The following is a 13021-nucleotide window of genomic DNA, read 5'->3' on the forward strand; positions in this document are numbered from 1 at the left end:
GCCGCGCGCTACAGGTTCTTCAGTTCGTTGCCGGGCGTCGCGATGTCGGCTGTCGCGTCCGTCTCAGCAGCCTGTTGCGCCACGCGCTTGTCACGGCGCTTGTCGTTGAAGATACACAGCCCGATCGCCGCGAAGAACAGAATCAGCAGCGGCGCAGCAAGCAGGAACATGGACAGCGCGTCCGTGCCTGGTGCGGCCAGTGCCGCCAGTACAAAGACCAGGAAGACGATAATCCGCCAGGCTTTGAGGATGGTCCGGCCCCTGACCACACCGGCCATGTTGATGCCGACCAGGATCACGGGGACCAGAAAAGAGATCCCGAGGATAAGCAACATCTGCGTGGCAAACGTCAGGTAGTCGGTGGCCGAGATGTTGTTGGCGCCGGTGGCGGGTGTGAACTGTAGCAGCGCCCTGACCACGGTGGGGAACACGAGCCAGGCTACAAACACACCGGCCAGGAACAGGGGCACAGCGGCCGCCATGAAGCCGAGCGTGTAGCCGCGTTCCTTCTTGGTCAGACCCGGGGTGATAAAGGCCCACACCTGATAGATCCAGACAGGGCTGGAGATAACCAGCCCTATCTGGATGGCAATCTGGATCTTGAAGGCAAAAGGATCTGCGATGGTCGCAAAGTTCAGGACCGCGGTGCGCCCCGTATCCCGGGCAATGGAAATCAGCGGGTCCGACAGGCTGGCCACGACTGGATCGTAAAGGAACCAGCCGCCCACGCCGGCAACCAGCACAGCAATCGCCGATTTGATCACCCGGTTCTTGAGCTCTTTGAGGTGGTCCCAAAGAGCCATCCGCCCCTCAGGGTTGGACTTACGGCCCCGCGTCAGTGCCACTTCGGGTTAGGCGCGGGTCGACGGCGGAACGTCAGTGCCGTCGGTCGGCTCACCGGGCTTCGCCGGCGGGTGGTTAACGATCTTGCCTTCCACCGGGCCGGAAGCCGTGTCGGTGGAGTCGGTTTTGCCGTCGTTCTTCATTTCCTTGACCTCGGACTTGATAATCCGCATGGACTGGCCAAGGCTGCGGGCCATGGCAGGGAGTTTGGGCGCGGCGAAAAGCAGCAGCGCAACGACGATGATAATGACAATTGGCCACGGGCCATCAAAGAGTCTTCCCACGGGAAATCCTTTCCTCTAACAACATCCTACGTCTAACTGAGATTGAGATCGCGAAGTGACTGGGGCTGGCCCCGATCGTGCTTACGCTGGACGCGCCTCTGGCGGCGGCCCTCCCGGCGGGATGACTTGGATGCGTCGTAATCATGACGCATCTGGGCCGGTGAGGCAAAAACAGCCGCACCGGGCGGAGCTGACCCTGGCGGCTGGGAGCCGTCATCGACGGTGGCCGCTGCCGGCGCCAGGTGTGCCACTTTAGCTCCGGCGGCGCCCAGGTCCTTCATTACCGCCATGAACTGGCGGTACAGCCGGATGCCCAGGAGGACATAAAAGAGCAGGGAGAGCGCAATAAGCGCAATCCAGATCAGGATCCAGGACCACCAAGGCATGCTGACGAGTCTAGCCGCCGTACCCGGCCAGGGCCGCCTCGATCCAGTCCAGCGCTGCCGCCCCCAGCTCGGAAGGTTCGAGGATCCGGGCGGCCCCGCCGTGCTGGGCCACGAACATGGGAAGCCAGGCAGTGCTGCCGAAGCGGATCTCGGCTACGAGGCCGCCGTGGGGAAGGGGTGCCACACGTTCGGCGTAATAATCGTCCGCCAATCCGGCGCCCTGCCTGGTGAGCTGTACGAGGACCGTGGTGTCGTCGTCGTTGGGCGTGAACAGCTTGGCCGGAAAGCTTTCCCCGGCCCGGACCTGCGTGGAGGCGGGATTTCCGTTCGGGTGGACCTCCTGCACCCGGTCCAGCCTGAAGTTCCGCAGCCCCTCGGCCGAATGGCAGTAGGCCTCGAAGTACCAGGTGTTGTCCAGGGAATACAGGCGGAGCGGATCCACGTCCCGTTCGGAGACCTGGTCGCGCTGGGCGGAGAAGTACACGAGCCGTAGCTGCGACCGCTCCTGGATTGCACCACGGACAACGTCAAGGACGGCCGAATCCGACGGGCCCACCTCCGGACCGGCAAGCGAACCGGCCCGCAGCCCTTCTTCGCCGGCCGCTGCCATCAGTTTGAGGGTCACCGACTCCAGGGCACCTCCTTCGGCAAGTTCGGGAAGCCCATTGAGCGTCTCGAGCCCGGTCAGCAGCGCGCAGGCCTCGTCCACCGTAAACCGGACCGGCCTCTTGAGATCCAGGTCCTGGGTGATGTAAACGTGGCCTTCCTCCCAATGGATGTCCAGGAGGTCGTCAGGGTATCCCTCGGGAAGGCCGGAGCAGATGAGGATCCGCAGGTCGCTTTCCAGCTCCGCGGGCGTGACACCGAAGCGGGCTGCGACGTCCTGGATATGCAGGCCCTGGTTGTGGACCAGGAACGGCACCAGCTGCAGCATGCGCTTGAGCTGGTCCTCAGACGTGCGTTTCCGGATGACGCGACCCCGCGGTGCGTCCGCAAACAGATATGCAGGGCTGGGAGCGGCGCAGAAGGCGGCAGCGTTGCGCAGCCGGTGCCGCACGGCTGCCACCAGCTCGTCGGGAGCATGTGCCACAGCGTCCGGGCCATAGGATGCGAGCTCCTCGGCCAGCACCTCAGCGTCCCTGAAGTTGACCTGCAGCCGTTCGTAGCCGGCGTCGGGCGTTCCGGCACTCCCGTCGGCAACCGGCGTGGCGCGCCGGCGCAGGCCAAGGAGGCGGCCCTCCCGGACGTCCACGACGGCGGTCCGGAGCGGGAGCTCCGGAAGCCGGTCCAGTTCTGCGCGGATACTGAAGTTCGGCGGCGCCGGGTAGGTTTCCTTCTCCAGCACCGTGACGGGGCCCGTGAACCGGGAGAGCCGGAAGTGGCGCGGTGCCTTGCGCGAGCGGTCGTAGCCGGTCAGATACCACTGGCCGAAGCGGCTGCCGAGGCCCCACGGCTCCACAGTCCGTTGCTCTTCCTTGCCGGTGGTGCCTGCCAGGTAGGGAAAGCTGACGGGGTGCTGGGCGTGCATGGCAGCCACCACATCATCAAAGGCCTGGCCCGCCGGCCGGATCCGCGGCTGAACACCAACCGGAAGTTCGACGTCGGACACGGTGCCGGAGGCCTGGAGCTTGCGGAGGGCGCTGGCAGCGGCGGTTCCCAGGGCGGCACGCTCCCATAACTGGGACGCCAGGAGGAGGACGGTCCACTCCCCCGGGCTGAGCTGGACATCAGGCAGGCGGTTCGATTCCTTGCCGATGCGGTAGCGGGTGGTGGCCGGATCATCTTCGCTCCAGCCGAGGTCCGTGACGGTTTCCACATCGAAACCGAACTGCCGGAGGTCATTCTTGTCCCGCTCAAACATCCTGCCGAAGGCCACGTCGTTGCCGGACGTGTCATGGTAGACCTTCGCCCGCAACTCTGCCCGGCGCAGGCCGTATTTGGTGTTCAGCAGGGCTATCAGGAGGTTCAGCAGGCGTTCAGTACGGGAGACGGACACGCTGGCTACGTTACTAAACTCCTCCGCGGAAAGCAGAAAGCGCGGCAACCAACAGGAAAACAAAACCCTGATTGTTACCGCGCCTTCCGGCGTTACGATGCTTCGGTCAGCGGACGCCCACGAGGTCCACCACGAAGATCAGCGCTTCGTTGGGGCCAATGGCTCCGCCGGCCCCGCGGGAGCCGTACGCCAGTTCGGACGGAATCTCCAGGCGGCGGCGGCCGCCTACCTTCATGCCCAGCAAGCCCTGGTCCCAGCCCTGGATGACCTGGCCCACGCCCACACGGAAGTCCAGCGGGGCGCCGCGGCCCCAGGAAGCGTCGAACTCTTCGCCGGTGGACCAGGCCACACCGACGTAGTGGGTGGAGACGGTGTCGCCCTTTTTGGCCTCGGCACCGTCGCCCTCGATGAGGTCGGTGATAACCAGTTCGGTGGGGACATCGCCTTGCGGGAAGTCAATTTCCGGCTTCTGGCGGTCGAAATCGCGCTGACCAAATGACATGGTTGCTCCTTTGATTATTTGGGTGGGTGATGTGTTGCTGTTTACTTGACGCCGAGGATGTCCACAACGAAGACAAGGTCACCCTTGGCTTCGCCCTGGCCGGCATCACCGTACGCGAGGTCCTTGGGGACCACCAGGAGGACCCGGGAGCCCACCGTCTTTCCCGCCAGTCCCTGGGTCCAGCCCGGAATGACGCCGGTCAACGGGAAGCTGGCCGGCTCGCCGCGGTCAAAGCTTGAATCAAATTTAGTGCCGCCCACAAGGTTCACGCCAACATAGTTGACGGTCAACGTGTCGGTTTCCTTAACCTCCGCGCCGTTGCCCTTGATCAGGTCCTGGGAAACGAGTGCTGTGGGCGCGGCGATTCCGTCAACGGAGATCTCCGGCACGCCCTGGTCGTTGTCCTTCACGGTCGGCAGGCCGGCCGGCGGGGTGACAGTCTCGCCTTCGGGCTTTGCGAGCGGAGCGACGGTCTGCGGTGCGTCCTTGGTGGAGAGCACCTTGATCAGGAGAAGCTGCGTTGGCTGGGCGGGGGCGCCTTCTGCGGTTGCGGCCTGGCCCGGGATGGCCAGGGCAAGGCTCGAGCCGACCTTGGAGCCAACAAACGCGCTGTAGATAACCGGGCTTCCGGTCTTCAGTTCCTCGTTCAGCTGCAGTGGTTCGGGCTCGCCGGGGAAGGTGTCCTCCAGCGTGGATCCGTCCGCACCACTGAGCGCGAGGATGGAGATGTTTGCGATCTGGTTCTCTTTGACCCGGTCACCGTCACCTTCGGCGACCACCTTGATGGTGGGTTCGGTGACTTCGAGGGGCTTGGAGAACTCGACACCGGGAGCCTTCTGGTCACCGTTGTCCGTCAGTTTCAGGGAGTCGAACTTGGCAGTGTCACCGGCAGACTGGCTGGTGGGTTCCGGTGCTGCGGGCGAACCGCCACAAGCGGTAAGCAGCAGCAGGCCGGGGATCAGGATTGCTAGGAGTCGGCGCACGTAAGAGAACTTTCGTCGGGGCAGGGTGGACGCGGAACCGGAATCAGGCGCCCGGCACCGCTGCAAGGCCAAGGAACGGCCCCATCAAGGATAGCCCGTGAACCTGAACGTCAGCCCATAGAGCCCAGCAGGGCATCCACCCGCTCATCGACGCTTCGGAAGGGATCCTTGCACAGGATGGTCTGGTGCGCGCGGTCGTTCAGCTTCAGGTGCACCCAATCAACCGTGTAATCCCTGCCCAGTTCCTGGGCGCGCCGGACGAAATCGCCCCTCAGCTTGGCCCGCGTGGATTGCGGTGGCACGTCCACGGCGTCTTTGATCACGGTATCGTCCACAACCCGCCGAACCGCACCCCGGGACTGCAGGATGTAGTACAGCCCGCGGCTCCGCGAAATGTCATGGTACGTAAGATCCAGCTGGGCAATCCTGGGCGCGTCCAGGCCCAGGCCGTGCCGCTGCCGGTAGTTGTCCATCAGTTTTTTCTTGATGGCCCAGTCGATTTCCGTGTCGATGGTGCTGGTGTCACCGCTCTCGATGGCGTTCAGGGTCCGTTGCCAAAGATCAAGGATGAACGGTACGTGGGGATTGTGGGCCCCTTGCTCCTGAACAAAGGCCGTGACCTTGGTGAGGTACTCCTGCTGGATCTCCAGGGCCGTGAGCTGGCGGCCGTTGGCCAGACGGACCAGCGCCCTTCCACTGAGGTCGTGGGAAATCTCGCGGATGCTGCGGATGGGGTTTTCCATCCTCATGTCGCGCATGATCACTCCCGCCTCAATCATGCGCAGGATGAGGTCCACGGTGCCGACCTTGAGCAGGGCTGTGGTTTCGGACATGTTGGAGTCGCCCACAATGACATGGAGCCGGCGGAAGAATTCGGCGTCGGCGTGCGGTTCATCGCGGGTGTTGATGATGGGCCGTGACCGGGTGGTTGCGGAGGAGACGCCCTCCCAGATGTGGTCTGCCCGCTGGGAAAACGCGTACGTGGCCCCGTGCGGAGTCTTCAGGATTTTCCCTGCGCCGGCGATCAGCTGGCGGGTCACCAGGAACGGGATCAGGATCTCCGCGAGCCGGGAGAATTCGCCGCGGCGCGGGATGAGGTAGTTTTCATGGCTGCCGTAGGAGTTGCCGGCCGAATCGGTGTTGTTTTTGAACAGGTAGACCGTGCCGTTGAATCCTTCCGCGGCCAGCCTTGCCTGTGCCTCGTCAACGAGGTCGTCCAGGATCAGCTCGCCCGCGCGGTCGTGCGCGATGAGCTGGGCCAGGTCGTCGCATTCGGCCGTGGCGTACTCAGGGTGTGAGCCGACGTCCAGGTAGAGCCGGGAGCCGTTGGTCAGGAACACGTTGGATGACCGTCCCCAGCTGACCACCTTGCGGAACAGGTACCGGGCCACTTCTTCCGGGGCCAACGGCCTTGAATCGGGGCTCGAATACGAGATTCCGAACTCGGTCTCGATACCGAAGATTCTCTTGTCCATCTCAGTCCTCCTCAGCAAGCAGCGCCGTGATATCAGAATCGTTGAGCCGCCGGAAGGCTCTGCGGAAACCCCGGGAGGTCTCCGACTGCCTGTCCAGCACGGCAACCTCCACGGCCTTGGCGGGAAGGGTTCCTCCCGCTTCGCCCTGTTCAGCGGCCGGGTCTGGGCCGCTGGCCAGGCCGCGGGTAGCCAGGCGGACAGCGCCTGCGAAACGCAGCGACGGTCGCCAGCCCTCGGCGATGACCGCCGAGACACGCTCCGCCTGGCCGCCCATCACGATGAAGCCGTGCTCGTCGGCGATGGACCCGTCGAAGGTGAGCCGGTAGAGGTGGTCCAGTTCCGGCGTGGGGCCAACCTCGGCGACGGCCAGTTCCACTTCGAAGGGTTTCTGTTCTGCGGTGAAGACGGCACCGAGGCTCTGCGCGTAGACACTCGCGAGCCCGCGTGCGGTGACGTCCTCGCGGTCGTAGGAGTAACCACGGACATCGGCGTACCGCACTCCGGCCTGGCGCAGGCTTTCGAATTCGTTGTACTTGCCGACGGCAGCAAACGCGATTTTGTCGTAGATCTCGCCGATCTTATGCAGTGAGGGTGAGGGGTTCTCAGCGACCAGGGCAATACCGTCCTGGCAGCTGATGACCACCACGGACCTGCCGCGGGCGATGCCCTTCCGTGCGAAGTCCGCACGGTCCTTCATCAGTTGTTCAGGCGAGACATAGAACTGCTGCGTCATCTTAGGCCTCCCGCCGTTCGGCGGACCTGGCTTCGATAATCCTGCCCGCCGCAGTGGCGAGCTCGGATTCGGGGATCCGCCGCGCGCCATCCCTGTTCACGGTGTACACCACCGGCCACAATTGACGGACGGGATCTGGACCACCTGTGGCGGAGTCGTCGTCGGCCGCGTCGTAAAGGGACTCGACCGCCACGGAGACTGCCTCGGCTTCGGCCAGGTTGGGCCGCCAGAGCTTCTTCAGCGCGCCGCGGGCAAAAACGGAACCGGAGCCGACCGTGTGGTGCTCGCGTTCCTCGTACCTGCCGCCGGTGACGTCGTAGGAGAAGAGCCGGCCCACGCCGGCAGTTGTGTCGAAGCCGGCGAACAGCGGCACGACGGCGAGTCCCTGCAGGGCCATCGGCAGGTTCCCGCGGATCATGGCCCCCAGCCGGTTGGCTTTGCCGTCGAGGCTCAGCAGGGTGCCCTCGATCTTTTCGTAGTGCTCCAGCTCCACCTGGAAGAGCCGCGTCAGGTCAATCGCGATGCCGGCCGTGCCGGCGATCCCCAGCACTGAATACCTGTCGGCCGGGAACACCTTTTCGATGTGCCGGCTGGCAATGACGTTGCCCATGGTGGCCCGCCGGTCCCCGGCCATCAGGACGCCGCCGCCATAGCTCATTGCCACGATCGTCGTGGCATGGGGTACCTGCAGCGGAGCTGTCGCCGCCGCTGCAGCAGGCATGGCACGGTTGTACGGAAGCAGGTCCGGACGGTCGCGCTGCAGATGCTCGGTGAATGAGGATGTCGCGTTGCCGGCTACCTGGTTGGCGGTTGTTTCCTGCACTGATGCACTCCTTGTACGTGGTCCTTCAACGTCGGTACAGATTCCGGCCGGACGCGGCTTCCGCCACCCGTCCGGACCGGGTTACTGGCCGCCCTTTTGGACGAAGGCGCGGACGAACTCCTCGGCGTTGGATTCCAGGACGCCGTCGATTTCATCCAGGAGGTCGTCGACGCCCTGGGTGGCGGCCGATGCCTGGGCTTCCGGGGCTGCCGGAGGCGCCTCCGGGATCTCGTCCTCGACCTGGCTGTCGTGTGATTGTGGCTTCTGCTGCTCCTGGCCTGCCATGGTGATCACTCCTCTAAATCCTCGGATCCGGGCGGATCTGCTGATACGCCCATATTGCCACGCTGTCCGCCCGACGGCGCGGTTTACGCCGCAGGCGGAGCGGTGTTATGCCCCAAAAGTTCGGCGAGGAACGGACCGGCCGCCCGGTGGCGGGCAAAGAGCCCTCCCGTGAGGGCCTTGGTGCCGCGCAGGGGTTCCCGGGTTGGCACGCGCTGAAGCCGGCCGTAGCCCGGAACGTCGAAGATGACCGAGTCCCAGCTGGCCCCCACCACGTCTTTGCCGAAGCTGCTGATGCAACGTCCGCGGAAGAAGGCACGAGTGTCCGACGGCGGTTCGGTCATCGCTGCGGCGATGGCTCCGTCGTCGACGATCCGCTGCATGCGGTTCCGTGCCAGGAACCGGTAGTACAGTCCCTTCTCCGGCCTGATGTCTGCCCACTGGAGGTCCACGAGGCCGAGCCTCGCGTCACCCCAGGCAAGGTTGTCGCGGTTCCGGTAACCCTCGAGGAGGGAGAGCTTGGCCAGCCACTCCACGGACGTGGCCGCCGCGTTCCTGTCGGAATCGAGCTGGGTCAGCGTGGCAGCCCAGCGCTCCAGCACCTGATGCGTATGGCCGTCCCCGTCCACGGCATCGGCAACGCCGGTGTCTTGCGCCAGCTTGGCCGCCGCCTCGTGGTATATCCATTGCAGGTCCAGGGCCGTCACGCGGCGCCCGTCCAGCAGCCTGAGTTTGGCTGTCAGCGACGTGTCGTGGCTGACTGTCTGGAGGGCTGCGACGGGTTCGTGCACCTCCACCTTGGGCGCCAGCCCGGCCTCGATCAGGCTCAGGACCATGGCAGTGGTGCCGAACTTGAGGTAGTTCGAGGATTGGCTCAGGTTGGCGTCACCGATGATCACATGCAGGCGCCGGTATTTATCGGCGGTGGCGTGTGGCTCATCCCGGGTGTTGATGATGGGACGCCGGATGGTGGTTTCCAGGCCCACCTCCGCCTCGAAGAAGTCTGCGCGCTGGCTGATCTGGTACCCGGGTGTGGAGCTGTCCTGCCCTAGGCCCACCCGCCCGGCGCCGCAGATGATCTGCCGCGTGACGAAGAACGGCGTCAGCCCCCGCACGATGTCCCCGAAGGGTACCGAGCGTGGCATGAGGTAGTTCTCGTGGGAGCCGTAGGAGACAGACTTGTTGTCCGTATTGTTCTTGTACAGGTTGACCGGGGGCAGCTCGGGATCCGCGGCCAGGCGGCGGACTGCCGCCAGCGCGACGAGGTCCCCGGCGGCATCCCAGATCACCGCATCGCGGGGGTTGGTCACCTCCGCACTGGAGTACTCCGGGTGGGCATGATCCACGTACAAGCGGGCTCCGTTGCCCAGGACCATGTTCATCAGGAGGCTGCCGGACTCGTCCTCACCGTCCAGTTCCAATTCCTCGCGGCCGTAGGCAAGCGCCACCGCTTCGGCGTCGAGTACCGGCGGCTGGTCTGTCAGCTGGCTGGGGTGGGCCGACGCCCTTTCCAGGGTCCAGCCACGGGCGTCGTGGAGGGGCTCCTCGTCCGTGTAATCCCACCGGGTCTCTGCCCCTCCAGCCGCCCTTTGCCGCGTCACCTGGGCATAAGCCTGGACAACGCGGGCGGACATCATGGTGGCGTTTGCTCCGGGCGCGGACGGGGCGTGGATGCCGTATTCCGTTTCCGCCCCCATGACACGCATGGCCCCGCCGGCCGGGAGCCCTCCCCCGCCGGCGCGTTCCGGGGCTGCCGTCACAGGTACTGTCCCGTGTTCGGCATCGTTTCGATGGACTTGCCGGGCTCCTGGCCTGCCTTACCCTGCACGATGGTGCGGATGTAGGTGATCCGTTCGCCCTTCTTACCTGAGATCCTCGCCCAGTCGTCCGGGTTGGTGGTGTTGGGCATGTCCTCGTGCTCGCGGAATTCATCCACCACGGCACGCAGCAGGTGCTCGATCCGGAGACCCTTCTGGTGCAGCGTCAGGAGATCCTTGATGGCGTACTTCTTGGCCCGGTCCACAACATTCTGGACTACGGCGCCTGAATTGAAGTCCTTGAAGTACAGCATTTCCGTATCGCCGTTGGCGTAGGTGACTTCCAGGTACTCGTTGGACTTCTCCGTGGAGTACATGGCTTCAACCGTGCGCTGGACCATGGCGTCCACCGTCGCCTGGACGTCACCGCTGTGTTCGGCGAGGTCGGACTCGTGGAACGGCAGGTCCGTGGTGATGTATTTGTTGAAAATATCCGCCGCGGCCTCTGCATCGGGGCGCTGGATCTTGACTTTCACGTCCAGGCGGCCGGGGCGGAGGATGGCGGGGTCGATCATGTCCTCGCGGTTGGATGCACCGATCACAATGACGTTGTCCAGCCGCTCCACGCCGTCGATCTCACTCAGCAGCTGCGGGACGATGGTGGTCTCGACGTCTGAGGAGATCCCGGTTCCGCGCGTACGGAACAGGGAATCCATTTCATCAAAGAAAACTACCACGGGGCTGCCGTCCGAAGCCTTCTCCCGGGCCCGGGAGAAAATCAGGCGGATGTGGCGCTCTGTCTCGCCCACGTACTTGTCCAGAAGCTCCGGACCCTTGATGTTGAGGAAATAGCTCTTCAGGTCCACATTGCCGGACCGCTCCGCTGCCCGGGCGGCGAGGGAGTTGGCAACAGCCTTGGCAATCAGGGTCTTGCCGCACCCTGGCGGACCGTACAGCAGAATGCCCTTCGGGGCTTTCAGCCCATGCTCGCGGTAAAGGTCCGGGTGCAGGAACGGCAGTTCCACTGCGTCCCGGATCTGCTCGATCTGCGGACCGAGGCCGCCGATGTCCTCGTACGTGATGTCGGGGACTTCTTCGAGGACCAGGTTCTCTACTTCGGAGCGGGGCACTTTTTCGAGGGCGTAACCGGTGCGCGAGTCGATGGACAGTGCGTCCCCCACCCTGAGCTTTTCGGTGAGCAGGGCTCCGGAGAGCCTGATGACACGCTCCTCGTCCGCCCGCCCCACCACCAGCGCGCGGTCCGTTCCGAGCATTTCCTTCAGGGTTGCGAGTTCGCCGGCGCGTTCGTAGCCGAGGCCGGCAACAATAAGCAGTGCCTCGTTGAGGAGGACCTCCTGGCCGACCGCCAGCTGGTTGATGTTGACGAGGGGGCTGATGCCCACCCGCATCTTCCGGCCGGCGTTGAAAATGTCCACCGATTCCTCGGTGGCAGCCTGGCCGCTATTGCCCGCTGACGGCAGCCGCCTGGGATTGAGCTGCAGGACGGTGCCGAAGCTGTACGGTGGCTGGCCCTCCTGGTCCAGGGCATTTTTCAGCCGCAGAATCTCGGCCTTGGCCGCTTCCAGCATGCTGACAAGCTTCGCGTTGTTCTGCGTCGCGGCCGCCAGCTGGCGGTCAATGTGCCTGAGTTTGTCGCGGAGGACATTCGCCTGCCGGTCCGCAGCCGACAGTTCGTTGGCGGCCGACTGCTCCGCCGGTGTACGTCCGGAGTCCTGATTCGGCGTCTCCATGGTGCATTAGCCCCTTCCTGCTCTTCTTCTTAAGACCTTAGCCCCAAGTTGGCAGGTACTGCTGGAGACTCCCGAAATGTGGACTAGTTCGTGATCTCCGGTTCGTCCTTGACGTTGGTGCCGGCAATGGCATCGCGCGCGGCGCGGCGGAGCTTCTTGTCGGAAACCAGTCGTTCGCCGACGGCACCGGGTGTCCAGGCGTTGACGTCTTCTTCGTTGAAGCCGGTCTTCGACGGACGGCGCTTGACGGAGATGCCGGTGACCCCGTCGGCAAGGCGGCGGGTGACCAGAAGGAAGCCGGTGTGGGCAACCATGCGGTGGTCCGGGCGGACGGCAAGGCCCTCAAGGTGCCAGCCGCGGACCATGGACTCCCAGGCGTCGGGTTCGGTGAAGCGGCCGTCAGCCCTGATGGCTTCCGCGGTCCGGGACAGCTGGGTGACCGTGGCCACGTAGTTGATCCAGACGCCGCCGGGTGCGAGGACCGTGGCAACGGCGTCGAGGCATTCCCAGGGTGCCAGCATGTCCAGCACTACACGGTCCACGGAGCCGGGCGCCTCGCTGCGGACTACTTCCTCCTGGAAGTCGCCAAGGGAGATCCCCCACGCCGGGTGCGGGCCGCCAAAGATGGTTTCCACATTCCCGCGGGCAATGTCCGCAAATTCCTCACGGCGCTCGAAGGAGTGGAGGTAGCCGTTGTCGCCAACGGCCCGGAGCAGCGAGATGGACAGCGCTCCGGAGCCAACGCCGGCTTCAACAACCCTGGCGCCGGGGAAGATATCGGCCATGGTGACGATCTGGCCGGCGTCCTTCGGGTAGACCACTGCGGCGCCACGCGGCATGGAAAGGACAAAGTCCGAAAGGAGGGGGCGCAGCGTCTGGTACTGCTGGCCGACGTTGTTCACGACGACTGACCCATCTGCTTTTCCGATGATCTCGTCGTGGTTCAGGAAGCCGCGGTGCGTGTGGAAGGCGCCGCCGCTTTCGAGAGAGATCGTGTTCATGCGGCCGCGCTCGTCGGTCAGCTGGACCCGTTCGCCTTCACGGAAAGGCCCGCGGCGGCGGGCAGCTCCCACCGGCTGGGTGCCATTGGCGGCAACACCGGTGGTGGTTGGTGCTGCGGCTTCGGCGGCAGTTTCGCTGCTCATGGATTTTCCTCGCTCCTGTAAAACTGTGGGGCCACGCATCGAAATAGGTCCGCCGGGCGCG

The 13021-nt window shown here is 64.7% G+C and carries 13 protein-coding genes; all 13 read right to left on the reverse strand.

What is annotated here, in order from left to right:
- Positions 1-8: 8 nt before the first annotated feature.
- The 13 genes from tatC to ACX80M_RS02445 all read right to left on the reverse strand — a co-directional run bounded on the left by tatC (position 9) and on the right by ACX80M_RS02445 (position 12960).
- Positions 9-803 carry a twin-arginine translocase subunit TatC gene (gene tatC / locus ACX80M_RS02385; protein WP_252598927.1) on the reverse strand — a complete coding sequence of 265 codons (795 nt, stop codon included), beginning with the start codon at positions 801-803 and terminating at the stop codon, positions 9-11.
- A 48-nt stretch (positions 804-851) separates the two neighbouring features.
- Positions 852-1127: a Sec-independent protein translocase subunit TatA gene (tatA, locus tag ACX80M_RS02390; protein ID WP_056340008.1), complete on the reverse strand. Its 276-nt coding sequence runs from the start codon at positions 1125-1127 to the stop codon at positions 852-854.
- 32 nt (positions 1128-1159) lie between these two features.
- Entirely contained in the window at positions 1160-1513 is a 354-nt protein-coding gene (locus ACX80M_RS02395) for a hypothetical protein (RefSeq protein ID WP_252565389.1), read from the reverse strand.
- A gap of 10 nt (positions 1514-1523) precedes the next feature.
- On the reverse strand, positions 1524-3509 hold the full coding sequence (locus ACX80M_RS02400) for a helix-turn-helix transcriptional regulator (RefSeq protein WP_252598830.1): 1986 nt from the start codon (positions 3507-3509) through the stop codon (positions 1524-1526).
- 106 nt (positions 3510-3615) lie between these two features.
- Complete coding sequence (locus tag ACX80M_RS02405; RefSeq protein ID WP_056340002.1) at positions 3616-4011, reverse strand: FKBP-type peptidyl-prolyl cis-trans isomerase; 396 nt, start codon at positions 4009-4011, stop codon at positions 3616-3618.
- Positions 4012-4052: 41 nt separating this feature from the next.
- Positions 4053-4994 (reverse strand): FKBP-type peptidyl-prolyl cis-trans isomerase, encoded by a 942-nt coding sequence (locus ACX80M_RS02410; RefSeq protein ID WP_252598828.1) that lies wholly within the window; start codon positions 4992-4994, stop codon positions 4053-4055.
- A gap of 110 nt (positions 4995-5104) precedes the next feature.
- Complete coding sequence (gene pafA, locus ACX80M_RS02415) at positions 5105-6469, reverse strand: Pup--protein ligase (protein WP_056339994.1); 1365 nt, start codon at positions 6467-6469, stop codon at positions 5105-5107.
- Position 6470: 1 nt separating this feature from the next.
- Complete coding sequence (gene prcA, locus ACX80M_RS02420; RefSeq protein ID WP_248760570.1) at positions 6471-7202, reverse strand: proteasome subunit alpha; 732 nt, start codon at positions 7200-7202, stop codon at positions 6471-6473.
- Position 7203: 1 nt separating this feature from the next.
- Complete coding sequence (gene prcB / locus ACX80M_RS02425; protein WP_459308640.1) at positions 7204-8025, reverse strand: proteasome subunit beta; 822 nt, start codon at positions 8023-8025, stop codon at positions 7204-7206.
- An 81-nt stretch (positions 8026-8106) separates the two neighbouring features.
- Positions 8107-8310: a ubiquitin-like protein Pup gene (locus ACX80M_RS02430; protein WP_056339984.1), complete on the reverse strand. Its 204-nt coding sequence runs from the start codon at positions 8308-8310 to the stop codon at positions 8107-8109.
- Positions 8311-8393: 83 nt separating this feature from the next.
- Positions 8394-10067: a depupylase/deamidase Dop gene (gene dop / locus ACX80M_RS02435; protein ID WP_374209984.1), complete on the reverse strand. Its 1674-nt coding sequence runs from the start codon at positions 10065-10067 to the stop codon at positions 8394-8396.
- A complete protein-coding gene (arc, locus tag ACX80M_RS02440) occupies positions 10064-11815 on the reverse strand; it encodes a proteasome ATPase (protein WP_252598826.1) in 1752 nt (583 codons plus the stop codon). The genes dop and arc overlap by 4 nt, the downstream gene beginning before the upstream one ends.
- Positions 11816-11898: 83 nt before the next feature.
- On the reverse strand, positions 11899-12960 hold the full coding sequence (locus tag ACX80M_RS02445; RefSeq protein WP_252598825.1) for a tRNA (adenine-N1)-methyltransferase: 1062 nt from the start codon (positions 12958-12960) through the stop codon (positions 11899-11901).
- Positions 12961-13021 lie beyond the last annotated feature (61 nt).

It is taken from the genome of Pseudarthrobacter sp. MDT1-22, from assembly GCF_054511035.1.

Excerpts from the sequence above, each read along its gene's own strand:
- prcA (WP_248760570.1), bottom strand. The coding sequence starts at position 7,202 with ATGACGCAGCAGTTCTATGTCTCGCCTGAACAACTGATGAAGGACCGT.
- arc (WP_252598826.1), bottom strand. The coding sequence starts at position 11,815 with ATGGAGACGCCGAATCAGGACTCCGGACGTACACCGGCGGAGCAGTCG.
- ACX80M_RS02430 (WP_056339984.1), bottom strand. The coding sequence starts at position 8,310 with ATGGCAGGCCAGGAGCAGCAGAAGCCACAATCACACGACAGCCAGGTC.
- pafA (WP_056339994.1), bottom strand. The coding sequence starts at position 6,469 with ATGGACAAGAGAATCTTCGGTATCGAGACCGAGTTCGGAATCTCGTAT.
- ACX80M_RS02405 (WP_056340002.1), bottom strand. The coding sequence starts at position 4,011 with ATGTCATTTGGTCAGCGCGATTTCGACCGCCAGAAGCCGGAAATTGAC.
- tatC (WP_252598927.1), bottom strand. The coding sequence starts at position 803 with ATGGCTCTTTGGGACCACCTCAAAGAGCTCAAGAACCGGGTGATCAAA.
- ACX80M_RS02395 (WP_252565389.1), bottom strand. The coding sequence starts at position 1,513 with ATGCCTTGGTGGTCCTGGATCCTGATCTGGATTGCGCTTATTGCGCTC.
- ACX80M_RS02445 (WP_252598825.1), bottom strand. The coding sequence starts at position 12,960 with ATGAGCAGCGAAACTGCCGCCGAAGCCGCAGCACCAACCACCACCGGT.